Below are 23,701 nucleotides of genomic sequence, written 5' to 3'. Positions count from 1 at the left end.
CACGCCGTACGGCCGGGGCTCACGCCTTGGTGAGGTCCTCGATCTCCTCCTCGGGCTCGCGGCCCGGGGTCTTCAGGTTGAACTTGACGATCGCGAAGCGGAACGTCACGTAGTAGATCGCCGCGAACACCAGGCCGATCGGGATGATCAGCCATGGCTTGGTGGCGAGGTGCCAGTTCAGGGCGTAGTCGATGGCACCGGCCGAGAAGTTGAACCCAGCGTGCACGCCCAGCCCCCACGTCACGGCCATCGACACGGCGGTCAGCACCGCGTGCAGCACGTACAGGACCGGCGCGATGAACATGAACGAGAACTCGATCGGCTCGGTCACACCCGTGACGAACGAGGTCGCGGCCAGCGAGAGCATCATGCCGAGGACGGCCTTGCGGCGCTCCGGGCGGGCGGTGTGCGCCATGGCCAGGGCGGCGGCCGGCAGACCGAACATCATGATCGGGAAGAAGCCCGACTGGAAGATGCCGGCCGAGGGGTCACCGGCCAGGAAGCGGGTGATGTCACCGTGCACCACGTCACCGGCGGAGTTGGTGAAGTCGCCGAGCTGGAACCAGGCCACCGTGTTCACGAACTGGTGCATGCCGACCGGGATCAGCGCGCGGTTCACACCGCCGAAGAGGGCCGCGCCGCCGGAGCCGAGGCCGGTCATCCACTCGCCGAAGCTGGAGATGCCGTCGCCGATGGGCTCCCAGACCAGACCGAAGAAGACACCCACGATGATGCCGACGAAGGCCATGATGATCGGCACCAGACGCCGGCCGTTGAAGAAGCCGAGCCAGTCCACCAGCTTCTTGCGGTGGTACCGCTGCCACAGTACGGCGGCGAGCAGACCCATGATGATGCCGCCGAGCACACCCGGGTCGTTGTAGGTCGCGGCGACGTCCTCGCCGTTCTTGACCACCGCCTCGGTGACCGGGAAGGCCTCGAGCACCTTGCTGTAGACGAGGAAGCCGACCACCGCGGCCAGCGCGGTCGAGCCGTCGGCCTTCTTGGCGAAGCCGATGGCCACGCCTATGCAGAACAGGATCGGCAGCGAGCCGGTGAGGGCACCGCCCGCGTTGTTGAAGACGGCGGCGACCTTGTCCCAGCCGAGGCCGTCCGCGCCGAAGATGTCCGGCTGACCGAGGCGGACCATGATGCCCGCCGCCGGAAGAACGGCGATCGGGAGCTGGAGGCTGCGGCCTACCTTCTGCAGCCCCTGGAAAAGACCGGATCCCCGCTTCTTTGCGGGGGCCGCCGTGTCGGTGGCGGTGCTCATGCTTCCTCCATCGGGTGGTGGTCTACACCACTCAGTGGTGTAGACCTGTTGTAGCACGATGAAGGCGGCGTAAGGAACCCGTGATTCCGCGACCGGACCGCTACGCGCAGTACCCGGTCAAGTCCCCTGCTCACACGCGTGCGAGGGCGCGGCGAAGGCCCCCGGACCGACGGTCCGGGGGCCTTCGCGAGACCACCCTCAAAGGGTACGTGAGAACGAAACTGGTCTACACCTTGGTGACGTCCTCCACCTCTTCGTCGGGCTCCCGCCCCGGCGTCTTCAGATCGAACTTCGTGATCGCGAACCGGAAGACCGCGTAGTACACCACCGCGAAACACAGCCCGATCGGAATGATCAGCCACGGCTTGGTCGCCAGGTTCCAGTTGATGACGTAGTCGATCAGCCCCGCCGAGAAGCTGAACCCGTCCTTCACCCCCAGCGCCCACGTCACCGCCATCGACACACCCGTCAGCACCGCGTGCGCCGCGTACAAGAGGGGAGCGATGAACAGGAACGAGTACTCCAGCGGCTCCGTGATCCCGGTCACGAACGACGTCAGCCCCACCGACAGCATCAGACCGCCGACCTCCTTGCGCCGGCTCGGCTTCGCACAGTGCGTGATCGCCAGCGCCGCCGCGGGCAACGCGAACATCATGATCGGGAAGAAGCCGGTCGTGAACTGCCCCGCGTCCGGATCACCCGCCAGGAACATGTTGATGTCACCGTGCACCACCGTGCCGTCCGGCTTCGTGTACGAACCGAACTGGAACCACATCGGCACGTTCAGGAACTGATGCAGACCGATCACCAGCAACGCCCGGTTCGCCAGCCCGAACACACCCGCGCCCCACGCGCCGATCCCGGTCATCCAGTCACTGAAACTCTCCAGCGCGTCACCGATCGGCGGCCACACCCACAGGCACAGCGCCGCGAACACGATCGCCACGAACGCCATGACGATCGGCACCAGCCGGCGGCCGTTGAAGAAGCCCAGCCAGTCCACCAGCTTCGTCCGGTGGAAACGCCGCCAGAAGTACGCCGTCAGCAACCCCATCACGATGCCGCCGAACACCCCCGGATTCTGGAAGACGAACGCCGTCACCTCCCCCGAACCGTCGGTCACCTGGCAACCGACCTGCGGGACCGCCTTCGACCCCTCCGGACAGTCCTCCGGAAACTGCCGCAGCACGTTGTAGTAGACGAGGAACCCCGCCACCGCCGCGAGCGCCGTCGAGCCGTCGGACTTCTTCGCCATCCCGATGGCCACGCCCACGCAGAACAGCAGCGGCAGCCCCAGCGACCCGTCGAGCAGCGCACCGCCCGCGCCCGTCATCACCTTCGAGACGTTCGTCCAGCCCAGACCGTCGTCCCCGAACACGTCCGGCTGTCCCAGCCGGTTGAGAATGCCGGCGGCGGGCAGGACCGCGATGGGCAACTGAAGAGAGCGACCCATCTTCTGCAACCCCTGGAACGCCGTGTTCCAGCGGGCGCGGGCGGGGCTGACCGCGCTGTCGGCACTCATCCGGTCTCCATCCGGTCGCCGGTACACTGGTGTAGACCAGTTGACAGACGGCACCGCCGTCGTGACGCCATCATTCGGTACGCACCGCATGACCGCTCGCGAAGATGGGCCAACTGTGGGTTACTGCGACAAAGCGGCTCGGATCAGGGAGAACGAACATGGCCAGCAAGGCTGAGAAGATCGTCGCCGGCCTCGGCGGCATCGACAACATCGACGAGATCGAAGGCTGCATCACCCGACTCCGCACCGAGGTCAACGACCCCGAGCTGGTCAACGAAGCCGCCCTCAAGGCCGCCGGCGCCCACGGCGTCGTCAAGATGGGCACCGCCATCCAGGTCGTCATCGGCACCGACGCCGACCCGATCGCGGCGGAGATCGAAGACATGATGTGAGCCACCGGCTCACCGCCTCACCGGCAAGGTGCAAGGGGCCTTTCCCACTCCGGGACAGGCCCCTTCCCCATGGGCCGCTAGGCTCACCCGCATGTCACGAATCGACGGCCGCACCCCCCAGCAGCTCCGCCCCGTCACCATCGAACGCGGCTGGAGCAAGCACGCCGAAGGCTCCGTCCTCGTCTCCTTCGGCGACACCAAGGTCCTCTGCAACGCCTCCGTCACCGAAGGCGTCCCCCGCTGGCGCAAGGGCAGCGGCGAAGGCTGGGTCACCGCCGAGTACGCCATGCTTCCCCGCGCCACCAACACCCGCGGCGACCGCGAGTCCGTCAAGGGCCGCATCGGCGGCCGCACCCACGAGATCAGCCGCCTCATCGGCCGGTCCCTGCGCGCCGTCATCGACTACAAGGCACTCGGCGAGAACACCGTCGTCCTGGACTGCGACGTCCTCCAGGCCGACGGCGGCACCCGCACCGCCGCCATCACCGGCGCCTACGTCGCCCTCGCCGACGCCGTCGCCTGGGCCCAGGGCCGGAAACTGATCAAGGCCAACCGCAAGCCCCTCACCGGCACGGTCTCCGCCGTCTCCGTCGGCATCGTCGACGGCGCCCCGCTCCTCGACCTGCGCTACGAGGAAGACGTCCGCGCCGACACCGACATGAACGTCGTCTGCACCGGCGACGGCCGCTTCGTCGAGGTCCAGGGCACCGCCGAGGCCGAGCCCTTCGCCCGCGACGAACTCAACACCCTGCTCGACCTCGCCGCCGGGGGCTGCACGGAACTGGCCGAACTCCAGCGCAAGGCACTCGACACGGTCCTCGAAAGGTAAAGCGAGTAAAGGGAACGCCAACGGCAGGCAACTGGGCCGCCCGAACACGCGTCCCTAGCAGTACAGCACCACGGGCGTACGGCAGACCTTGCCGTACGCCCGACGCCGCACCGCACACGGGCCGCCCGGCCCTGTCCCAAGGGGAGGACCGAGACCCATGGCCGCGAGCAGCCACCGCCGCCTTCGCCGCACCGCCACCGCCGTCGCCACCGTGGCGACCATCGCCCTGACGGCCGGCCTCACCACCGGCTGCGACGCCGTCGACAAGGCCCTCGACTGCGTACGCACGGCCGACGCGATAGCCGACAGCGTCACCGAACTCCAGCAGGCCGTGGAGAACGCGGACGACCCCACCCAGTGGGAGGAATCCCTCAACTCCATCGACAAGAACCTCGACAAGATCGGCGACCAGACCGACAACACGGACGTCAACAAGGCCGTCGACGACCTCGGCAAGGCCGTCGACAACGTCCGCACCTCGGTCGAGAACGGCGACGAGACCCCCGACCTCAGCCCCGTCACCGACGCGGCGGGCGAACTGACGAAGGTCTGCACGCCGTAGGGAGGGCTCGGTCGGACCGGGCAGGGGGTCCGGAATACTGGCCCCCATGACCCGCCTCATCCTCGCCACCCGCAACGCCGGAAAGATCACCGAACTGAGGGCCATCCTCGCCGACGCGGGCCTGCCCCACGACCTCGTCGGCGCGGAGGCCTACCCGCACATCCCCGACGTCAAGGAAACCGGCGTCACCTTCGCCGAGAACGCCCTCCTCAAGGCCCACGCCCTCGCCCAGGCCACCGGCCTGCCCGCCGTCGCCGACGACTCGGGCCTCTGCGTCGACGTCCTGAACGGCGCCCCGGGCATCTTCTCCGCCCGCTGGGCAGGCCGCCACGGCGACGACAAGGCCAACCTCGACCTCCTCCTCGCCCAGATCGCCGACATCGCCGACGAACACCGGGGCGCCCACTTCGCCTGCGCGGCGGCCCTGGCCCTCCCCGACGGCACGGAACGCGTGGTCGAGGGCCAGTTGAAGGGCACCCTCCGCCACGCCCCGGCCGGCACGGGCGGCTTCGGCTACGACCCGATCCTCCAGCCGGCCGGCGAGACCCGCACTTGCGCGGAACTGACGGCAGAGGAAAAGAACGCGATCAGCCACCGCGGCAAGGCGTTCCGGGCGCTGGTACCGGCGGTACGGGAGCTGTTGGGCTGAGGCGCCCATGGCAACGGCCTGCGCATCCTCTTTGGATTCGCAGGCCGTTCGCGTGCGGCGGAAGGGATTCGAACCCTCAAGCCCGGTCAGGGGCCACAGATCCTAAGTCTGCTGCGTCGCCATTGCGCCACCGCCGCCAGCGTCTGCCATCGTACCGGGAGTCGCACCTTGCCCTGGGCGGTCCCCTGCACCAGGTGCTGGTCGCCGCATGGCAGTCGGGTCGGCCGCGCCAAACCGCCTGCACACCGCAGAGGTTGCACTGCTCCGGTCTGCGCATCCGCTCCCGGCCGCGTGTTCGTGGCTCCGTACGGAGTAAGGAACCGGTTGTCGGACAGTCATGCGCGGCATGCGGAAGGGCCCGTACCGGAAAGGTCCGGTACGGGCTCCGCTGAAGGAGAACTCAGATGCCCAGGTCCTTGATGATCTTGGCTACGTGGCCCGTCGCGCGGACGTTGTACAGGGCGCGTTCGACCTTGCCCTGCTCGTCCACGACGATCGTGGAGCGGATGACGCCCATGTAGGTGCGGCCGTAGTTCTTCTTCTCGCCGAAGGCGCCGTACGCGTCGAGGACCTTCTTGTCCGGGTCGGCGAGGAGGGTGACCTTCAGGGACTCGGCCTCGCGGAACTTGGCGAGCTTCTCCGGCTTGTCGGGGGAGATGCCGATGACGTCGTACCCGGCGCCGGTCAGCAGCTCCAGGTTGTCCGTGAAGTCGCAGGCCTGCTTCGTGCAGCCGGGGGTAAGCGCCGCAGGGTAGAAGTAGACGATGACCTTGCGGCCCTTGTGGTCGGACAGGGACACCTCGTTGCCGTCGGCGTCCGGGAGGGTGAAGGCCGGGGCCTGGTCCCCGGGCTGGAGTCGCTCGCTCATCCGGTCAGGGTAACGGGGGGTCCTGACAGTGCGAGCGGGCGTGGAGCTGACAGACTGTCCGGGACAGTGTCAGAGGACTTCGGAGGCGTACGGTGGCGGACACGTCGGACATCAGAACCCCGGCGCAGATCGAGGCGGACATCAAGCGCCGCCGCGAGGTGCTGGCCGAGACGCTCGACGAGCTCGGGATGCGGGTGCACCCGAAGACGATCGTCGACGACGCGAAGGCCAAGGTCGCCTCCAGTGTCGATCACACGCTGGGCCGGGCGTACGTCCAGGTCAATCGGGTGGTCAGCGATGTGAAGGCGCAGTTCGTGGACGAGACGGGCGCCCCGCGGATGGAGCGGGTCGTGCCCGTCGCGCTGGTCGTGGTCGGGGTCGTGGGGCTGCTCGCCCTGGGCGGCACCCGGCGGCGCGGGCGCTGAGCGGGGGCAGGTAGGTTCAGGGCGTGAGCGCCAAGAGAAACGAGCACGGTCCCCAGGACGACAAGCTGCCCATCCGGATGCTGCACGACCGCGTGCTCGTGCGGCAGGACACCGGTGAGGGCGAGCGGCGTTCGGGGGGCGGCATCCTGATCCCCGCGACGGCGGCCGTCGGCAAGCGGCTGGCCTGGGCCGAGGTGGTCGCGGTCGGTCAGAACGTACGGACCGTGGAGCCGGGCGACCGGGTGCTGTACGACCCGGAGGACCGTGCCGAGGTCGAGGTGCGGGGTGTGGGCTACGTGCTCATGCGCGAGCGTGATCTGCACGCCGTGGCGGCGGACCGGTTCGAGGGGTCGGAGGACTCCACCGGGCTGTATCTCTGAACCACGGGTCCAGGTCGGACTTCAGGGGCTGGTGATCAAGGTCACCAGCCCCTTTCCCCTGCCTTTGCTACCTTGGGAAGCACCCCGACGAGACGCGCCGTACCGGGCTGAAGGCAAAGACGACGCACCACCGTTCAGTTCGTTCACGGAGGTGTCTGTCGTGGCGTGGGTTCTGTTGTTCGTCGCCGGTCTGCTCGAGGTCGGCTGGTCGATCGGGATGAAGTACACCGACGGTTTCACCCGGCTGTGGCCGAGTGTGTTCACCGGGGCCGGGATCGTCGCGAGCATGATGCTGCTGTCGTACGCGGCGCGGACGCTGCCCATCGGTACCGCCTACGGCGTGTGGGTGGGCATCGGTGCGGCCGGGGCGGCGGTGCTCGGCATGGTGGTGCTGGGGGAGCCCGCGACCGCCGCCCGGATCTTCTTCATCTGTCTGTTGCTGGTCGCAGTCGTGGGCTTGAAGGCGACCTCCGGTCACTGACGCCGCGGGTTGACGGGGATGCCGGGGAAGCCGGTGTTCGAGTCCCCGCCGCCCGCGCCGTCGGTGTCCCCGCCGCCCGGTCCCGTGCCGCCGTTCGAGGAGTCGTCGCCGCCCCCGTCGCCGCCGCCCCCGTCGTCGCCGCCCGTGGGGCCGGGCTCGGTGCTGGGGCCACCGGTGGTGGGGGTGCCGCCGCCGGTCGTCGGGGGGTCGGACTCGGTGCCGCCGCTGTCGCCGGGCGGGGTGCTGCCGCCGTCGGAGTCGCCGGGGGTTTGCGAGCCGGAGCCGTCCTCGTCGGCGTCGCCCGGTCCGTCGGAGGCGTCGCTGCTGCCGCTCTCGTCGCCGTCGCCCGGTTCGTCCGAGGCGTCGCTGCTCGGGGGCGCGGTGACGTCGGCGCCGTCCTGGAGCTGGAGGTCGAAGTCGGTGACCGGTTCGCCCTTGAGGGCGTTGCGGGTGTACTGGCTCCAGATCTCGGCGGGTGCGCCGCCGCCGTTGATACGGGCGAGGCCCATGGCGCCGTACAGGGACTTGTGGGCGGCGGTCTTCGGGTCCTGGCCCATGACGGCGACGACGGTGGCCAGGTCGGGGGTGTAGCCGGCGAACCAGGCGGCGGTGTCCTCCTCGGCGGTGCCGGTCTTGGCGGCGGCGGGGCGCCCTGCGGCCTGGGCGGCGGTGGCGGTGCCGTTCTGGACGACGCTGCGCAGGACGGACGTGGTGGTGTCGGCGGACTCGCGGCTGACGGCCTGGTGTTCGCGCCGCTCGGGCAGCTCGACCTCCTGCTTGCCGTCCTTCGTGACCTTCTCGACCAGCGTGTAGGTGCTGTGCCTGCCGTGGTTGGCGAGGGTCGCGTAGGCCTCGGCCATGTCGAGGGGGCTGGCGGTGGCGACGCCGAGGGCGATGGAGGGGGAGGGGGTCAGCTCGGGGGTGTCGGGGGAGAGCCCGAGGTCGATCGCGGTCTGCTTGACCTTGTCGGAGCCGACGTCGACGGCCATCTGGGCGTACACGGCGTTGATGGACTTGTCGGTGGCCTCGCGGACGGTGACGTGGCCGTAGTCGCGGTGGTCCTCGTTCTCCGGGGCGTAGCGGCCGCCGCTCCAGCCCTGGACGGGGCGTTCGCTGGTGCCGTCGTAGCGGGTGTTGGGGTTGATCATCTGCCCGCTCTGCGTCTCGGAGTGGTTCTCGACGGCGGACGTGAACACGAAGGGCTTGAAGGTGGAGCCGACCTGGAAGTCGCGGCGGACGGCGTTGGGCGTGTACTGCTTGACGTAGTCGATGCCGTTGTACATCGCGACGACCTTGCCGGTCTTCGGGTCGACGGAGGCGCCGCCGGCGCGGACGTAGGTGTCGACCTTGCGTTCCTTCTTGTCGAGCTGGGACATCAGCTTGTCGTCGACGGCCTTGACGAAGGCGTCCTGCTTGTCCTTCTGGAGGGTGGTGGTGATGCGGTAGCCGCCGCGGCCTAGCTCCTCCTCGTCGACGATGTCGTTCTCGATCAGGTACTTCTTGACGATGTTGACGACGTAGCCGCGCTGTCCGGACATGTTGGTGGAGATGGTGGACTGCTTGGGCTTGGGGAACTTCGCGGCGGCGCGTTCGGCGGGGCTGATCCAGCCCTTGTCGGCCATGCCGTTCATGACGTACTTCCAGCGGGCCTCGGCGGCGGGCCGGTTCTCGGGGTGGGCGACGACGTCGTACTGGCTGGGGGCGTTGAGCAGGGAGGCGAGGTAGGCGCCCTGGGCGGCGGTGAGGTCCTTGGCGTCGACGCCGAAGTAGGCCTGGGCGGCGGACTGGATGCCGTAGGCGCCGCGGCCGAAGAAGCTGGTGTTGAGGTAGCCCTCGAGGATCTCGCTCTTGCTCTTCTCCCGGTCGAGCTTGATCGAGATGAAGAACTCCTTCACCTTGCGGGTGACGGTCTGGTCCTGGGCCAGGTAGTAGTTCTTGACGTACTGCTGGGTGATGGTGGAGCCGGACTGCTTGCCCTTGCCGGTGGCGGTGTTCCAGCCGGCCCGGACCATCGCCATGGGGTCGATCGCGGACTCGCTGTAGAAGTCGCGGTCCTCGGCGGCGAGGACGGCGTGCTGGGCGTCCTTGGAGATGCGGGCGAGGCCGACGCTCTCGCGGTTGACCTCACCGTCGCGGGCGAGGACGCTGCCGTCGGCGTACAGGTAGACGTTGGACTGCTTGGTGGCGAGCGCGTTGGCCGCGGGGATCTGCACGAGGTGGTAGCCGAGGAAGAAGCCGCCGACGATCAGCAGCAGGCCGACGACGACGGTGCTCAGCACGATGCGCCAGGTCGGGATCAGCCGGCGCCATCCGGTGCGCTTGGGCCGCTTGGGCTTCTTCGCCTTCCCGGGCTCTGCGGGCGCTGCGGGTGTCGCCTGTTCCCCCGTCTGCCCCTGGCCGGCCGCCTGGGGCTCTCTCGGGGCCCGGTCCTGGTTCGGCGGCTGCGGCTGCGGCTCGTCGCTCATCTCGTGCACGGACTCCTGTTTCGGCTTCTGCTTCGCTTCGTACGGTTTTCGGAACGTCTGAGTTTCTTCTGGTGAAGACTCTCGCACCGCGGGTTCCGTTCCCACTCGACGGCACACCCGTGAAATTCCGTGGCAGGGGCCCCCGTGGGCGCACTAGGCTCCTGCGCTTTGGTGCCGGTCGGAAGGGAAGGGCTGTGAGTGCGGGCTCGGGGCGGTTGTACGTCGCCGTCGCGGCGGGGGGATTCCGACGGTACGCGACGTATCGGGCGGCCACCGCCGCCGGGGTGTTCACCAACACGGTCTTCGGTTTGATCCTGGTTTACACCTATCTGGCCCTGTGGGACGAGAAACCGCAGCTCGGAGGATACGACCAGGCGCAGGCCGTGACGTTCGTGTGGCTGGGGCAGGCGCTGCTGGCGGCGCTGGCGATCGGGGGCGGCGGGTTCGAGGACGAGCTGATGGAGCGCATCCGTACGGGTGACGTCGCCGTCGATCTGTACCGTCCGGCGGATCTTCAGCTGTGGTGGCTGGCGGCGGACGTGGGGCGGGCGGTGTTCCAGCTGCTGGGCCGCGGGGTGGTGCCGTTCGTGTTCGGGTCGCTGTTCTTCCCGGTGGCGCTGCCGCGGGAGGTGTCCGTGTGGGCGGCGTTCCTGGTGACGGTGGTGCTGGCGATGGTGGTGGGTTTCGCGCTGCGCTATCTGGTGGCGCTGTCGGCGTTCTGGCTGCTCGACGGCACCGGTGTGACGCAGATGGCGTGGCTGGCGGGGCTGTTCTGCTCGGGGATGCTGCTGCCGCTGAACGTGTTCCCGGGGGTGCTCGGCGACGTGGTGCGGGCGCTGCCGTGGTCGTCGCTGCTCCAGGGCCCGGCGGACGTGCTGCTGGGGGAGGCGGATCCGCTGGGGACGTATCTGTTCCAGGCGTCCTGGGCGGTGGCGCTGCTGGCGCTGGGGCGGCTGGTGCAGTCGGCGGCGACGCGAAGGGTGGTGGTCCAGGGTGGCTGAGGTGGCCGGGGCGGCCGGGGCGGTGGTACGGCGCGGTCGCGTCGTCGAGGGGGTGCGCGCGTACGGGCTGATCGCCGGGATGTGGATCAGGTCGACGATGGCGTACCGGACGTCCTTCGTGCTGACGGCGTTCGGGAACTTCGCGATGACCGCGCTGGACTTCGTGGCGATCCTGCTGATGTTCTCCCGGGTGGACGCGCTGGGCGGCTACTCGCTGCCCGAAGTGGCGTTCCTGTACGGGCTGTCGGGGGTGTCGTTCGGGCTGGCCGACCTGGCGATCGGCTCCATGGAGCGGCTGGGCCGCCGGGTGCGCGACGGCACGCTGGACACGCTGCTGGTGCGTCCGGCGCCGGTGCTGGCGCAGGTGGCGGCGGACCGGTTCGCGCTGCGCCGTCTGGGCCGGGTGGTGCAGGGGCTGCTGGTGCTCGGGTACGCGCTGGTGGTCGTCGACATCGACTGGACGGCGGCGAAGGTGCTGCTGCTGCCGGTGGCGCTGGTCAGCGGGGCGGGGATCTTCTGCGCGGTGTTCGTGGCGGCGGGGGCGTTCCAGTTCGCGGCGCAGGACGCCTCGGAGGTGGCCAACGCCTTCACCTACGGCGGCACGACGATGCTCCAGTACCCGCCGACCGTGTTCGCGCTCGACCTGGTGCGCGGGGCGACGTTCGTGCTGCCGCTGGCGTTCGTGAACTGGCTGCCGGCGAGCTATGTGCTGGGGCGGCCGTATCCGCTGGACCTGCCCGGGTGGGTGGCGTTCACGCCGCCGCTCGCGGCCGCGGCCTGCTGTGCGCTGGCGGGCCTGGCCTGGCGGGTGGGCCTGCGTTCGTACCGGAGTACGGGGAGCTGAGGGAGATGACGGAAACGGCTGAGACGGCGGAAACGGCGGAAACGGCGGAAACGGCGAAAACGGCGGAGACGGAGACCGTGACGGGCAGGGAGGCGGACGCCGCGGCCTTCATCGAGCTGGACGGCGTCGAGAAGGTCTTCGACGTGCGCAAGAAGACGGGCTTCCTGAAGCGGGAGCGGCGTCAGGTGCGGGCGGTGGACGGGCTGTCGTTCACGGTGTCGCGCGGCGAGATGGTCGGCTACATCGGCCCGAACGGCGCGGGGAAGTCGACGACGATCAAGATGCTCACCGGCATCCTGACGCCGAGCGGCGGCCGGCTGCGGGTGGCGGGCATCGACCCGTCCCGGGAGCGGGTCCGGCTGGCGCACCGCATCGGGGTGGTGTTCGGGCAGCGGACGACGCTGTGGTGGGACCTGCCGCTGATCGACTCCTACCGGTTGATGCACCGCATGTACCGCATCCCGGACGCCCGTTACCGCGAGAACCTGGACCGCTGTGTCGAACTCCTCCAGCTCCAGGAGCTGCTCGACGTGCCGGTGCGGCAACTCTCCCTGGGGCAGCGGATGCGCGGCGACATCGCGGCTGCGCTGCTGCACGACCCGGAGGTGCTGTACCTGGACGAGCCGACGATCGGCCTGGACGTGGTGTCCAAGGCCAAGGTGCGGGGTTTCCTGCGGGACTTGAACGCCGAGCGCGGTACGACGGTGCTGCTGACCACGCACGACCTCCAGGACATCGAGCAGCTCTGCTCGCGCGTGATGGTCATCGACCACGGGCGGCTGATGTACGACGGCCCGCTGGACGGTCTGCACGAGGCGGGGGAGAGCGAACGCACCCTGGTGGTGGACCTGGAGCGGGAGTTGCCGCCGATCGAGGCGCCGGAGCCGGCCCGGGTGGTGCGGGTGGAGGGGCCGCGGCAGTGGCTGGCGTTCCCGGCGTCGGCGTCGGCGGCCGGGCTGGTGGCGGGGATCGCGGCCCGGTATCCGCTGGTGGACCTGTCGGTGCGGGAGCCGGACATCGAGTCGGTGATCGCGAAGATGTACGCGGAACGCGCGGGCGCGTAGTGTCCGGCGCGGTGACCTCGTAGGCTGCTGTACATGACCGACGACGCCCCGGAACTCCGCGCATCCGACGCCGACCGCGAACGAGTCGCCGAGGTCCTGCGCGACGCCCTCGCCGAGGGGCGCCTGGACATGGCCGAGTTCGAGGAGCGGCTGGACGCCACCTACAGCGCGCGGACGTACGGGGACCTGGCGCCGATCACCCGGGACCTGCCGGTCGGCGGGGCGGGCGCCGCGCCCCGGGTGTCGATGACCAAGGAGCCCGAGCGGGACGGGAGCTGGGCGGGCCGGATCACCGGCGGCGAGGGCTCGTCGACCTGGGCGGTCGCCGTGATGTCCGGCTTCCAGCGCAAGGGGCGCTGGACGGTGCCGAGGCGGTTCAACTGCTTCGCGTTCTGGGGCGGCGGGGAGATCGACCTGCGCGACGCGGACTTCGCGGCGGGCGAGGTCGTGATCAACTGCGTCGCGATCATGGGCGGGATGAACGTGGTCGTGCCGCCGGGCGTCGAGGTGGTCGTGCGCGGCATCGGCTTCATGGGCGGCTTCGACCACAGCGAGGAGGGCGTGCTCGGGGACCCGGGCGCCCCGCGCGTGATCGTGACGGGCTTCGCCTTCTGGGGTGGCGTCGGTGTCGAGCGCAAGGTGACGCGGGCCGAGCGGCAGCGGCTGAAGGAGGAGCGCCGCCAGGAGAAGCTGGAGCGCCGCCAGGATCGGGAGCGGGAGCGGCTGGAGCGCGGCTCGGGCCGGGCGGAGCTGGACGCCTCCCGCCACGACAGCCACGGCCTCGACGGTCTGCACGACCTGCACGGCGGCAGCCGCGAGCGGGAGCTGGAACGGGAGCGCGAGCGGCGCCGGGACACCTGAGCGCCGCCCCCGCCCCGGGCCCCGGCCGGTCCGCTACGCCTTGACCCGCGCCGCTCCCTTCAGTGCCGCCAGGTCGATGACCTGGCCCATGCGCGCGTACCCCTTGTCGCCGGGGTGCAGATGGTCGCCGCTGTCGTAGTCGGAGCGCATCCGGCGCGGGTCGTACGGGTCGCGCAGGGCCTTGTCGAAGTCGACCACGGCGTCGAAGACCCGGCCGGAGCGGATCTCCTCGTTGACCTCCTGCCGCATCGCCTCGCGGGCCTTGGTGTAGCCGCCGTAGCCGCCGAACGGCGTGATCGTGGCGCCGACGACCCGCAGTCCCCGGGCGTGCGCCCGGTCGACGAGGGTGCGCAGGCCGGTGAGGATGCCGTCGCGGTCGGCGAGTTCCGGGCTGTTCAGGATGTCGTTGACGCCGAGGACGACGACGACGGTCTTGACGTTGGTGCGTTGCAGCACGTCCCGTTCGAACCGGCTCAGCCCGCTCGGGTTGTCGGCCGGCCGCCCAGGCCTGCTGGTCAGGAGCCGGTTGCCGCTGATGCCCTCGTTGACGACGCTGTAGCGGGGCGTGTCCCGGCCGGCGCCCGCGGCCTCGTGCAGCCGGGCGGCGAGGACGTCGGTCCAGCGGTGGTTGGCGTCGGACTCGGAACGGGCGCCGTCGGTGATCGAGTCGCCGAACGCCACGACCGTGCCGTCGGCCTCGTGGCTCAGCACGTCGAGGGCGGTCAGGTAGCGCCAGTACGGCGTGGGGGTGGTGTACGCGGCGGCGGTGACGTCCGCCGTGCGGTCGCCGTCGGCCAGGTAGCTGGTCTGCCGGGCCTGCGGATGGTAGGTAACCGGCCCGGACGGGATGGGGGAGTACGTGGTGACCAGGACGTTCGCCCCGTAGGGGATGGCGAGGCGGGCGGTGTCGCTCATCACCTGGCCGCCGGCCGGGATGATCACCCGGGCGCTGCCGCCGAAGGTGAGCCGGCGCATGGTGTCGGCGATCGCGGCCGCCGTGTCGGGCCCCGCCGCCAGCGCGATCGAGGCGTGCGTGACGGTCAGCGGCGACTGCCCGTACAGGTTCGAGAGGGTGATCCGCGCGCTGGTGCCGCCGACCGAGGTGTGCACGACGTTGCGCACGGAGCGGCCCGCCATGCCGGTCGTCCCGGTGCCCGGCTCGGCCCCGGCCGGTGCGGTGGCCCAGGCGCCCACCCAGGCACCCGTGGAGGCGGGGGCGGCGTCCCCTCGCGGGAGACGGCCTCCGGCCTGCAGCGCGTGGTCCCTGGTGCCGTCGTCCGCGGACACTCCGGCGTATATGGCCGCGGAGATCGCCACTATCAGGGTGACGATCGCCGCGAGCAGGGCACGGTGCTTGGTGGGGGGCGCCCCCGCACCCCCGTCACGACCCCGGGTCATGCTGTGCTGTTCTCCTCGGGCGAGGGGAGCCCCGAGGCTCCGGTCCGATGAACCCATGATGCGTCATGGGCGGAGGAAAGGCCGCAGAAGCCGCGGGCGTTCCCCCTCCCGGACAGACGCCGGGAACTTGTGTTCCGTTCCGGGAGTCGGTCAGGAAGGGACAATGTGTGAGGGACGTATCAGCGAACGGTGGAGCGGATGGAACGCACGAAGGCGGAACTTCCCGAAGGCGCGGGGGATACGGGTGGTTCCGGAGGTGCCGGGGGTGTCGGGGAGGCCGCGGGGGCGGACACCCGGGGTGCGGGTGCGGGTGCGGTCCGCGACCGCGCGATGACCTCCTTCAGCCCCGCCGACGAGGTCAAGCGCCGCGGCGTGCGCCGGATGAAGCTCACCGCCACCGGTCTGCTGCTCTTCGTCGCCCTGGTCTACGTCCTGGCCGAGTGGGCCGCCCACCGGGGCGCGGGCGCCTGGGCGGGCTATGTGTCGGCGGCCGCCGAGGCCGGCATGGTCGGCGCGCTCGCCGACTGGTTCGCGGTCACCGCGCTCTTCCGCCACCCGCTCGGCATCCCCATCCCGCACACGGCGATCATCCCGAAGAAGAAGGACCAGCTGGGCGTCTCGCTGGGCGAGTTCGTCGGGGAGAACTTCCTCTCCGAGGCCGTCGTGCGCCAGCGGCTGCGCGCCGTCGGCATCGGCAGCCGCCTCGGCGCCTGGCTCGCCGTACCGGAGCACGCCGACCGGGTGACGGCCGAGCTGTCCGCCGCCCTGCGCGGCGCCCTGACCGTGCTGCGCGACTCCGACGTCCAGGCGGTGGTCGGCGAGGCGATCACGCGCCGGGCCGACGCGCAGGAGATCGCGCCCGGCATCGGCAAGATGCTGGACCGGGTCGTCTCCGACGGCGGTCACAAGCGCGCCGTCGACCTCATCGTCTCCCGCGCCCACGACTGGCTGATCCTGCACGGCGACTCCGTGATGGACGCCGTACAGGGCGGGGCGCCCGGATGGACCCCCCGGTTCGTCGACCGGAAGATCGGCGACCGCGTCTACAAGGAGCTGCTGCGCTTCGTCACCGAGATGCGCGACATGCCCGCCCACCCCGCGCGCGGCGCCCTCGACCGCTTCCTCACCGACTTCGCCGCCGACCTCCAGTCCGACACGGAGACCCGGGCGCGGGTGGAGCGGCTGAAGACCGAGGTGCTGGGCCGCGGCGAGGTCCAGGATCTGATCGCGTCCGCCTGGACGGCCGTACGGTCCATGATCGTCTCCGCGGCGGAGGACGAGCGCAGCGAACTGCGGCTCAGGGTGCGCGCCTCGCTGCTCTCCCTGGGTGCCCGGATGGCCTCCGACGCCAAGGTGCAGGCCAAGGTCGACGGCTGGGTGGAGGGCGCCGCGGTGTACGTGGTGACCACCTACCGCAAGGAGATCACCTCGCTGATCACCGACACGGTGGCGGGCTGGGACGCCGAGCACACCACGAAGAAGATCGAGGCGAACATCGGCCGCGACCTCCAGTTCATCCGGATCAACGGCACGGTGGTCGGCTCACTGGCCGGGCTGCTGATCTACACGGTCTCCCGCATCCTGGGGGCGTAGCCTCCCGGCGCCGCGGGCGTGTTCTCTGCGGCGTCGGGCACACGTGAGGCGTTCGCTCGACGGAGAGCCGCCGGAGGGGTGCCATGACAGCACAAGCGTCGTCGTCGGGCTCGGTGCCCGCCTCCACCGGGACGGTCACCACGGCCGTCCCCGCCCGCCTGGACCGGCTGCCGTGGTCCCGCTGGCACTGGATGATCGTGATCGGCCTGGGCACCGTCTGGATCCTCGACGGCCTGGAAGTCACGATCGTCGGCAACGTCGCCGGACGCATCGCCGAGGACGGCAGCGGCCTGGACATCAGCTCCGCCCAGATCACCGGCCTGGCCGCCGCCCTGTACGTGGCCGGGGCCTGCTCCGGCGCCCTGTTCTTCGGCTGGCTGACCGACCGGCACGGCCGCAAGAAGCTGTTCATGATCACGCTGGTGGTCTATCTGGCGGCCACCGCGCTGACCGCGGTCTCCTTCGAGTCCTGGTGGTTCTTCCTCTTCCGCTTCCTCACCGGCTTCGGCATCGGCGGCGAGTACGCGGCGATCAACTCCGCGATCGACGAGCTGATCCCGTCCCACTACCGGGGCCGGGTCGACCTCATCATCAACGGCAGCTACTGGCTCGGCGCGATCGGCGGCGCCCTGCTGTCGATCGTGATGCTGGACACCGGCATCTTCGCCAAGGACGTCGGCTGGCGGCTCAGCTTCGCCCTCGGTGTGGTCCTGGGCCTGGTGGTGCTGCTGGTGCGGCGGCACGTCCCGGAGAGCCCACGCTGGCAGTTCATCCACGGCCAGGGCGAGAAGGCCGACAGACTCGTCTCCTCCGTCGAACGGGAGATCGAGCGGGAGAAGGGCGAGAAGCTGCCGCCGCCGGCCGGTGAGATCACCATCCACCAGCGCAAGTCCATCGGCTTCGGCCTGATCGCCAAGACCGTCTTCCGCCGCTACCCGCGCCGCGCGGTCCTCGGCCTGTCCCTCTTCATCGGCCAGGCCTTCCTCTACAACGCGATCACCTTCGGCTTCGGCACCATCCTCATCACCTTCTTCGACGTGCCGACCGGCAGCACCGGCTACTACTTCGCCGTCATCGCCGCGGGCAACTTCTGCGGGCCGCTGCTGCTCGGCCACCTCTTCGACACCGTCGGCCGCCGGATCATGATCTCCAGCACCTACCTGATCTCCGGCATCCTGCTCTTCGGCACGGCCTGGCTCTTCGACCGGGGCTCGCTCACGGCGACGACCATGACGGCCTGCTGGTGCGTGGTGCTGTTCTTCGCCTCGGCCGGCGCCTCCAGTGCCTACCTGACGGTCTCCGAGATCTTCCCGATGGAGACCCGCGCCATGGCCATCGCCTTCTTCTACGCCCTCGGCACCGCCGCCGGCGGCATCAGCGGCCCGCTGCTCTTCGCCGACCTGACCGAGTCCGGCGTGGTCGGGGACACGGTCCTGGCCTTCCAGATCGGCGCCGGGCTGATGTGCGCGGCGGGCCTGGTCGCGGCGTTCCTGGCGGTGAAGGCGGAACGCCGCTCCCTGGAGGACATCGCGGAGCCGCTGTCGACGGCGGTACCGGATTCGCCGGGCCCCGGCGCGAAGACCGCGTAGCGTCACGCACGCCGGCCCGATGGGGCACCGACGTCGAGGAGATCCGATGAGCATCCGCAGAATCGTCCCCAACATCCATGTCGAGGCCGAGGGCCAGTGGAACACGAGCCGCGAGTTCTACGGCCTGCTCGGCTTCGAGGAGGTCATGGACATGGGCTGGGTGACGACCCTGGCCTCCCCGTCCAACCCCACCGCCCAGATCAGCCTCTTCACCGAGGAGCGCACGGCGCCCGTCGTCCCCGACCTGAGCGTGGAGGTCGAGGACGTCGACGCGGTCTACGCCCAGGTGGTCGCGTCGGGCGCGGAGATCGTCCGGGAGCCGCAGGACGAGGAGTGGGGCGTACGGCGCTTCTTCGTACGGGACCCGAACGGCCGGGTGATCAACGTGCTCACCCACCACGCCTGACCCGCGCCACCGCGCTCAGGAACGCCGGTCGGCGACCGCCCACGAGGCCAGCGCCACGGCACCCGCGACACCGAACACGGCGGGCCAGGCGCCCACCTTCTTGGCCAGCGGGTGCGACCCCGCGAAACCGGCGACGTACGCCGCCGTCAGCGCACCCGCGGCCTTCCCGCCGGCCCGGGCCCGCCACTGCTGCGCGGCGGCGGCCCCGGCGACGGCGAGCACGGCCCCGCCGAGCTGCCGCTTCTTCGTCCAGCGGGCCACGCCGTACCCGCCCACCAGACCGCCCGCGGCGACCACCGCGCTGGGAACCCTCGCCATCTCTGCCTCCCGATCCGACCGCGGCCGGACCTGCTCCGGCCGTACCGACTTGTCGGGACCGAGGCTAATCCCCGCCCCTTTCGGCCGAACACCGAGCCCTGATCGCGACACTTCCGGGTATCCGCTCCGTTGGGGGAGACGAGCACCCGGAGGAGACCGATGACCGCGCAGCGCCCCCGCACCTACGACCCGCCGCGCCCCCGGACGGTCGCGGTGGACGGCGCCCGCGTCGCCTGCTGGGAGTCGGGACCGTCCGGCGCCGAACCCGTGGTCCTCCTGCACGGCTACCCCGCCGACCACCACTGCTGGCGCCACCAGGTCCCGGCCCTGTCGGACCGGCACCGGGTCGTCACACCGGACCTCCTCGGCTGGGGCGCCTCCGACCGCCCCCTCCACCTGCCCTTCGACTACGACACGGAGGTCGCCCGGGTCGGCCGGCTCCTCGACGCACTGGACCTGGACTCGGTGAACCTGGTCGGCCACGACTACGGCGGCTTCCTCGCCCTCGGCTTCACCCAGAACCACCCGGGCCGGGTGCGCAGGCTGGCGCTCCTCAACAGCCGCGCGCACGCCACCTTCACCCGCCGCTGGTACACCGTGTTCAGCCTCCTCGGCCTCGCCGGACGCAGCCCCCTGCTCCGCCGCCCGGCACGGCACCTGCCGTACGCCGCCCTCCACCGCCGTTCCTTCGCGCCGCTCGTGCGCGCCGGCCACCTCGACGCCCGCGTCCTGGACGGCTACGTCGACTGGATGGACACGCCCGAGGGCCGCCGCTGGCTGCTCCACTACTTCGGCGAGTACCGCACCCCGGCCCGCCCCGAGCTGCGCCGTCGGCTGTCCGGCATCACCTGCCCGACGGCCGTCGTCTGGGGCCGCGCGGACCCGTACCTGAGCCCGGCGATCGCGACCGGGCTGGCCGGGTCGGTGCCCCGCGCCGAGCTGACGATGCTGGACGACGCGGGCCACTGGGTGATGGACGAACGCCCGGCCGCCGTGACGCGGGCGCTGGGCCGACTGCTGGAACGCACTGCTTCGAACGGGTGAGACGCAGGTCACAGGTGAGCCATGGCGCGGCCTGTCACATCGCGCCGCCGGCGTCCGTCGTAGCTGTGTACGACCAACACGGCAACGACGGAGGAATCCACCATGGAAGCGCGTCTCAACCTCTTCACCAACCCGCTCGCCGGCAAGCTGCTGCGGCACATCAACTCCGCGGGCAAGGCCGTGGGCGACTCGGCGCTGCCGGCCGCGACCCAGGAGCTGGTCAAGATCCGCGCCAGCCAGATCAACGGCTGCGGCTTCTGCCTCGACATGCACACCAAGGACGCCGCGAAGGCGGGGGAGACCTCGCTGCGCCTCAACCTGATCGCCGCCTGGCGGGAGGCCAAGGTGTTCACCGACGCGGAGCGCGCCGCCCTCGAACTGACCGAGCAGGGCACCCGACTCGCCGACGGTTCCGGCGGCGTCACCGACGAGGCCTGGGCGAACGCGGCGAAGCACTACGACGAGGAGCAGCTCACCGCCCTGGTCGGGCTGATCGCCGTCATCAACACCTACAACCGCCTGAACGTCATCACCCAGCAGCCGGCCGGCGACTACGAGCCGGGGATGTTCGGCTGAAGCCGGCACCCCTCAGCCGCAGTCCCGGCCGCCCGGTCCCGGCCGCCCGGTCCCGTCGCCCGCCGCTCAGCCGGCGTGCAGCAGGACCGGGAGCCGCTGGTGGCCGTTGCTGATCAGGGAGGGCACGGGCGGCAGCTCCTCGGCCGGGTCGGCCAGGCGGATGTCCGGGAAGCGGCCGAAGAGGCTCTCCAGCGCGAGCGTCACCTCCATGCGGGCCAGCGGTGCGCCCAGGCAGAAGTGGACGCCGTGGCCGAAGGCCAGGTGCTCCTTGACGGTGCGGGTCGCGTCGAAGGTGTCGGCGTCCTCGTGCCAGTCCGGATGGCGGTTGGCCGCGGCGTACGAGGCGAGGATCGCCTCCCCGCGGGCGATGGTCCGCCCGTCCGGCAGAGGGATGTCGGCCACCGCGAACCGCAGCGGCAGATGCTTGACCGCCGGTTCGTGGCGCAGCGTCTCCTCCACCACGTCCGCCCAGGTGACCTCGCCCTTGCGGACCAGCGCGAGCTGGTCGGGGCGGGTCAGCAGGGTGTGCACCGCCTGGTCGATGACGTTGACGGTGGTCTCGTACCCGGCACTGATCATCAGCAGCAGGGTGTCGCGCAGCTCCTCGGGGGAGAGGCGGTCGCCGTCCCCCTCGTCGTCCCGCGCGGCGATGAGCAGGGACGTCATGTCGTCGCCCGGCGTGGCGCGCTTGGCCGCGATGAGCTGGTCGAGCACCTCGTACAGCCGCGCGGTGTTGGCCTGCGCCTCGGCCTGGTCCAGGGTGGTGTCGAAGACGCCGTCCACGAGGGCGCGGAAGCCGTCGCGCCGGTCCTCGGGCACGCCCATGAGGTGACCGATCACCGCGATGGGCAGCGGGTAGGCCAGCTCCTGCCGCAGGTCCACCGGCTCACCGGCGGGCAGCTGGGCGAGCCGGTCGACGAGCCCGGTCACCATCGACTCGACGGCCGGGCGCATCGCGGCTATCCGGCGGGCGCTGAACGCGGGCGCCACCAGCCGGCGCAGCTTGCGGTGGCCCTGCCCGTACGCGGTGAACATGTTCTCCACCGCCACCCACAGGGCCAGCGGCCAGGTGGTGACGACCTCGCCGAAGGCGGGCCAGTGCGCCCGGGCGTCCTTGGAGACGTCGGGGCTGGTGAGCAGCTGCTTGAGGAGGACGGGGTCGCTGACCGACCAGGCCTCGACCCCGAGGACGTCGACCCGTGTGGCCGGGCCGCCCTCCCGCAGGGTGCGGTGTTCGGCGTGGTGGTCGGCGCCGGTGGGGTCGAGGACGAGGGCGGGCTGCTGGGTCGCCATGACCTGGCTCCTTAGTGTGCGGCGGGCTGTGCGGCGGGGAAGGTGACGGGCAGGGATTCGAGGGCGCGGTGGAACGGGCCCGGACGCCAGGCCAGTTCGGCGAGCGGGCGGGCCAGGTCCGTCTCCGGCAGCGCGTCCAGGAGGTGGGTGACCGCGGTCTCGGCGATGAGGTAGGCGTGCGAGCGGGCCGGGCAGGTGTGCGGACCGATGCTCCACGCCAGGTGGGCGCGGTTGCCGCCGTGCTGACCCTGCGGCACGCCCTCCGTGAGCGCCGGGTCGTTGTTCGCGGCCGCCATCGAGATCACCACCGGCTGGTCGGCGGGCAGCAGCACGCCCTCCACGTCGATGGGGTACGGCGGGTAGGAGATGCAGTAGTTCGCCATCGGCGGGTCGGTGTAGAGCACGGCGTCGAGCGCGTCGCGCACCGTGGAGAGCCCGGCGTGCAGGTCCGCGGAGAACTCCTCGTCGGTGAGGATCTTCAGGATCGTGTTGCTGATCAGGTTGGTCATGGGTTCGATCCCGGCGCCGTAGAGCGTGACGAGCTGATGGCTCATCTCCTCGTCGGTCAGCTCGACGGGGTGGAGGGTCAGCCGGGAGGTGATGTCGTCGCCGGGGTGGGTCCGGCGCAGGGTCACCAGGTCGGACACGGCCTGCGCGAGGATCAGGTTGCCCTGCTCGGCGTTGGTGGTGTCGAAGATCTTCGCCATGCCGTCGGCGATGCGCTGCCCGATCTCGTCCGGGCAGCCGAGCAGCGCGCTCAGCACGCGGAAGGCGATGGGGAAGGAGTACTGGGTGAGCAGGTCGGCCGAGCCGACGCCCCGGAACCCGTCGATGGCGTCGGAGGCGACCTGCTCGACGAGGGCGCGCAGCCCGTGCTGGTCGACCTGGTCGATGGCGTGGGTGTTCGCGGACCGGTAGCGGGCGTGCTCGGCGCCGCCCGAGCGCAGCGCGTTGGGCCGCCACTCCATCATCGGCCGCACCGGGCAGGTCTCCGGGATCAGCTTCTCCCACGCGCGGGGGTCGGCCGGGAAGTGCAGCGGGTCGTTCAGGATGCGGCGGGCCTGGTAGTAGCCGATCACCAGGGTCGCGGGGACGCCGGGCGCCAGGTCGACGGGGACGAGCGGACCGTGGGTGCGGCGCATGCTCCGGTAGGCGGCGTGCGGGTCGGCGGCGAACTCCGGTGCGTACAGGGCGATCCGGCCGGGACCGCTCGCCGGCGCGGTCTCGGTGGAGGGCAACGTCATCGGCGGGACTCCAGGAGGGCGGCTGAACGGTGCTCGGAGAGGTACTCCGTGAGCGTGATCAGGGCGTGCAGGGAGGAGGTGCGGTCACGGGCGTCGCAGTACGTCAGCGGCGTGGCCGGTTCCAGGGCCAGCGCCTCGCGCAGCTCGGCATCGGGATAACTCGGTGATCCGGGGAAGGTGTTGATGGCGACGGCGTACGGGATGCCCGCGCCGTCCAGCAGGCCGAGGGCGTCGTGGGAGGCGTCGAGGTCGCGGGTGTCGGCCAGGACGAGGCAGCCGAGGGCGCCCTCGGCGAGGTCCTCCCACAGCGGCTGGAAGCGGGACTGCCCCGGCAGCCCGAACAGGTACAGCGCGAGCCGTCCGCCGGCCATGTGGATGCGGCCGAAGTCCATCGCCACGGTGGTCGTCGTCTTGTGCGGGGTGCCGCGCAGATCGTCCACACCGGCGCTGGCCTGCGTGATCGGCTCCTCCATGCGCAGCGGCCGCACCTCCGAGACGCTGCCGATCAGCGTCGTCTTGCCGACGCCGAAGCCGCCCGCGACCACGATCTTGGCGGACCGGGTCACCGTGGCCGGGACGTAGGTGACGGGCCGGTCGGACCGCTCGGCCCCGTCGGCCCCGTCGGCC

Annotated in this window: 25 protein-coding genes, 1 tRNA gene and 1 riboswitch; of the genes, 16 read left to right on the top strand and 10 right to left on the bottom strand. The window is 70.8% G+C overall.

Annotated elements, in window-relative coordinates; all coding sequences use genetic code 11:
- Positions 1-19: 19 nt before the first annotated feature.
- The gene (locus ACFYZ3_RS16530; protein WP_388517607.1) at positions 20-1,270 is read right to left on the bottom strand and encodes a PTS transporter subunit EIIC; all 1,251 of its coding nucleotides are present in this window, start codon (positions 1,268-1,270) and stop codon (positions 20-22) included.
- A gap of 226 nt (positions 1,271-1,496) precedes the next feature.
- Entirely contained in the window at positions 1,497-2,792 is a 1,296-nt protein-coding gene (locus ACFYZ3_RS16525; protein WP_388517891.1) for a PTS transporter subunit EIIC, read from the bottom strand.
- 158 nt (positions 2,793-2,950) lie between these two features.
- Between ACFYZ3_RS16525 and ACFYZ3_RS16520 the strand changes: the two genes are divergently transcribed.
- From ACFYZ3_RS16520 to rdgB, 4 genes are all read left to right on the top strand, one after another.
- Positions 2,951-3,184, top strand: coding sequence for a glucose PTS transporter subunit EIIB (locus ACFYZ3_RS16520; RefSeq protein ID WP_030975226.1), 234 nt, complete (start codon positions 2,951-2,953; stop codon positions 3,182-3,184).
- Positions 3,185-3,275: 91 nt separating this feature from the next.
- Entirely contained in the window at positions 3,276-4,013 is a 738-nt protein-coding gene (rph, locus tag ACFYZ3_RS16515; RefSeq protein ID WP_388517603.1) for a ribonuclease PH, read from the top strand.
- A gap of 157 nt (positions 4,014-4,170) precedes the next feature.
- Positions 4,171-4,575, top strand: a complete 405-nt coding sequence (locus ACFYZ3_RS16510) for a hypothetical protein (protein WP_356858511.1) — start codon at positions 4,171-4,173, stop codon at positions 4,573-4,575.
- A 46-nt stretch (positions 4,576-4,621) separates the two neighbouring features.
- Positions 4,622-5,224, top strand: a complete 603-nt coding sequence (gene rdgB, locus ACFYZ3_RS16505; protein ID WP_388517599.1) for an RdgB/HAM1 family non-canonical purine NTP pyrophosphatase — start codon at positions 4,622-4,624, stop codon at positions 5,222-5,224.
- Positions 5,225-5,277: 53 nt separating this feature from the next.
- Here the strand turns inward: rdgB and ACFYZ3_RS16500 are convergent.
- A tRNA-Leu gene (locus ACFYZ3_RS16500) sits at positions 5,278-5,361 on the bottom strand.
- Between the two features lie 263 nt (positions 5,362-5,624).
- Positions 5,625-6,092: a thioredoxin-dependent thiol peroxidase gene (bcp, locus tag ACFYZ3_RS16495; RefSeq protein WP_388517596.1), complete on the bottom strand. Its 468-nt coding sequence runs from the start codon at positions 6,090-6,092 to the stop codon at positions 5,625-5,627.
- Between the two features lie 92 nt (positions 6,093-6,184).
- On the opposite strand from bcp, the gene ACFYZ3_RS16490 reads away from it, so the two are divergent.
- The 3 genes from ACFYZ3_RS16490 to ACFYZ3_RS16480 all read left to right on the top strand — a co-directional run bounded on the left by ACFYZ3_RS16490 (position 6,185) and on the right by ACFYZ3_RS16480 (position 7,378).
- Positions 6,185-6,517, top strand: a complete 333-nt coding sequence (locus ACFYZ3_RS16490; protein WP_388517593.1) for a DUF3618 domain-containing protein — start codon at positions 6,185-6,187, stop codon at positions 6,515-6,517.
- A 23-nt stretch (positions 6,518-6,540) separates the two neighbouring features.
- Positions 6,541-6,897, top strand: coding sequence for a co-chaperone GroES (locus ACFYZ3_RS16485; RefSeq protein WP_003975911.1), 357 nt, complete (start codon positions 6,541-6,543; stop codon positions 6,895-6,897).
- A gap of 61 nt (positions 6,898-6,958) precedes the next feature.
- Positions 6,959-7,026, top strand: a riboswitch (guanidine-III (ykkC-III) riboswitch).
- A 31-nt stretch (positions 7,027-7,057) separates the two neighbouring features.
- On the top strand, positions 7,058-7,378 hold the full coding sequence (locus ACFYZ3_RS16480; protein ID WP_003975912.1) for a multidrug efflux SMR transporter: 321 nt from the start codon (positions 7,058-7,060) through the stop codon (positions 7,376-7,378).
- Here the strand turns inward: ACFYZ3_RS16480 and ACFYZ3_RS16475 are convergent.
- Positions 7,372-9,843 carry a transglycosylase domain-containing protein gene (locus ACFYZ3_RS16475; RefSeq protein ID WP_388517589.1) on the bottom strand — a complete coding sequence of 824 codons (2,472 nt, stop codon included), beginning with the start codon at positions 9,841-9,843 and terminating at the stop codon, positions 7,372-7,374. The genes ACFYZ3_RS16480 and ACFYZ3_RS16475 overlap by 7 nt on opposite strands.
- A 194-nt stretch (positions 9,844-10,037) precedes the next feature.
- Here ACFYZ3_RS16475 and ACFYZ3_RS16470 point away from each other — a divergent pair, with 194 nt between their 5' ends.
- From ACFYZ3_RS16470 to ACFYZ3_RS16455, 4 genes are read left to right on the top strand one after another with little or no spacing between them, the layout of a single operon-like run.
- Positions 10,038-10,844 (top strand): ABC transporter permease, encoded by an 807-nt coding sequence (locus tag ACFYZ3_RS16470; RefSeq protein ID WP_388517586.1) that lies wholly within the window; start codon positions 10,038-10,040, stop codon positions 10,842-10,844.
- Complete coding sequence (locus ACFYZ3_RS16465) at positions 10,837-11,688, top strand: ABC transporter permease (RefSeq protein WP_388517583.1); 852 nt, start codon at positions 10,837-10,839, stop codon at positions 11,686-11,688. Before ACFYZ3_RS16470 ends, ACFYZ3_RS16465 begins: the two co-directional genes overlap by 8 nt.
- Before the next feature lie 5 nt (positions 11,689-11,693).
- Positions 11,694-12,752, top strand: a complete 1,059-nt coding sequence (locus ACFYZ3_RS16460; protein WP_388517580.1) for an ATP-binding cassette domain-containing protein — start codon at positions 11,694-11,696, stop codon at positions 12,750-12,752.
- 33 nt (positions 12,753-12,785) lie between these two features.
- Entirely contained in the window at positions 12,786-13,613 is an 828-nt protein-coding gene (locus tag ACFYZ3_RS16455; RefSeq protein WP_388517577.1) for a DUF1707 domain-containing protein, read from the top strand.
- 33 nt (positions 13,614-13,646) lie between these two features.
- Here ACFYZ3_RS16455 and ACFYZ3_RS16450 read toward each other — a convergent pair whose 3' ends face one another.
- On the bottom strand, positions 13,647-15,011 hold the full coding sequence (locus tag ACFYZ3_RS16450) for an SGNH/GDSL hydrolase family protein (protein ID WP_388517574.1): 1,365 nt from the start codon (positions 15,009-15,011) through the stop codon (positions 13,647-13,649).
- Between the two features lie 198 nt (positions 15,012-15,209).
- Here ACFYZ3_RS16450 and ACFYZ3_RS16445 point away from each other — a divergent pair, with 198 nt between their 5' ends.
- The 3 genes from ACFYZ3_RS16445 to ACFYZ3_RS16435 all read left to right on the top strand — a co-directional run bounded on the left by ACFYZ3_RS16445 (position 15,210) and on the right by ACFYZ3_RS16435 (position 18,599).
- Positions 15,210-16,604 carry a DUF445 domain-containing protein gene (locus ACFYZ3_RS16445; RefSeq protein ID WP_388517571.1) on the top strand — a complete coding sequence of 465 codons (1,395 nt, stop codon included), beginning with the start codon at positions 15,210-15,212 and terminating at the stop codon, positions 16,602-16,604.
- Positions 16,605-16,687: 83 nt separating this feature from the next.
- Positions 16,688-18,193: an MFS transporter gene (locus ACFYZ3_RS16440; protein WP_388517568.1), complete on the top strand. Its 1,506-nt coding sequence runs from the start codon at positions 16,688-16,690 to the stop codon at positions 18,191-18,193.
- A gap of 46 nt (positions 18,194-18,239) precedes the next feature.
- Complete coding sequence (locus tag ACFYZ3_RS16435) at positions 18,240-18,599, top strand: VOC family protein (RefSeq protein ID WP_003975921.1); 360 nt, start codon at positions 18,240-18,242, stop codon at positions 18,597-18,599.
- 15 nt (positions 18,600-18,614) lie between these two features.
- Here the strand turns inward: ACFYZ3_RS16435 and ACFYZ3_RS16430 are convergent, their stop codons facing one another.
- Entirely contained in the window at positions 18,615-18,917 is a 303-nt protein-coding gene (locus tag ACFYZ3_RS16430; RefSeq protein WP_356858487.1) for a hypothetical protein, read from the bottom strand.
- A gap of 159 nt (positions 18,918-19,076) precedes the next feature.
- Between ACFYZ3_RS16430 and ACFYZ3_RS16425 the strand changes: the two genes are divergently transcribed.
- Together ACFYZ3_RS16425 and ACFYZ3_RS16420 are read left to right on the top strand one after the other, a co-directional pair.
- Positions 19,077-19,961, top strand: a complete 885-nt coding sequence (locus ACFYZ3_RS16425; RefSeq protein ID WP_388517565.1) for an alpha/beta fold hydrolase — start codon at positions 19,077-19,079, stop codon at positions 19,959-19,961.
- A gap of 102 nt (positions 19,962-20,063) precedes the next feature.
- On the top strand, positions 20,064-20,537 hold the full coding sequence (locus ACFYZ3_RS16420) for a carboxymuconolactone decarboxylase family protein (RefSeq protein WP_360999748.1): 474 nt from the start codon (positions 20,064-20,066) through the stop codon (positions 20,535-20,537).
- Between the two features lie 66 nt (positions 20,538-20,603).
- Here the strand turns inward: ACFYZ3_RS16420 and ACFYZ3_RS16415 are convergent, their stop codons facing one another.
- The 3 genes from ACFYZ3_RS16415 to ACFYZ3_RS16405 are packed head-to-tail and all read right to left on the bottom strand — an operon-like array spanning position 20,604 to position 23,640.
- Entirely contained in the window at positions 20,604-21,830 is a 1,227-nt protein-coding gene (locus tag ACFYZ3_RS16415) for a cytochrome P450 (protein WP_388517562.1), read from the bottom strand.
- Positions 21,831-21,841: 11 nt separating this feature from the next.
- Entirely contained in the window at positions 21,842-23,074 is a 1,233-nt protein-coding gene (locus tag ACFYZ3_RS16410; protein ID WP_388517559.1) for a cytochrome P450, read from the bottom strand.
- The gene (locus ACFYZ3_RS16405; protein ID WP_388517888.1) at positions 23,071-23,640 is read right to left on the bottom strand and encodes an ATP/GTP-binding protein; all 570 of its coding nucleotides are present in this window, start codon (positions 23,638-23,640) and stop codon (positions 23,071-23,073) included. The genes ACFYZ3_RS16410 and ACFYZ3_RS16405 overlap by 4 nt, the downstream gene beginning before the upstream one ends.
- Between the last annotated feature and the right edge of the window lie 61 nt (positions 23,641-23,701).

This window comes from Streptomyces sp. NPDC001599 (assembly GCF_042893535.1).
Taxonomy (GTDB): domain Bacteria; phylum Actinomycetota; class Actinomycetes; order Streptomycetales; family Streptomycetaceae; genus Streptomyces.
The sequence above is the reverse complement of the archived record's forward strand: the minus strand, read 5'-3'. Positions and strand labels throughout refer to the sequence as shown.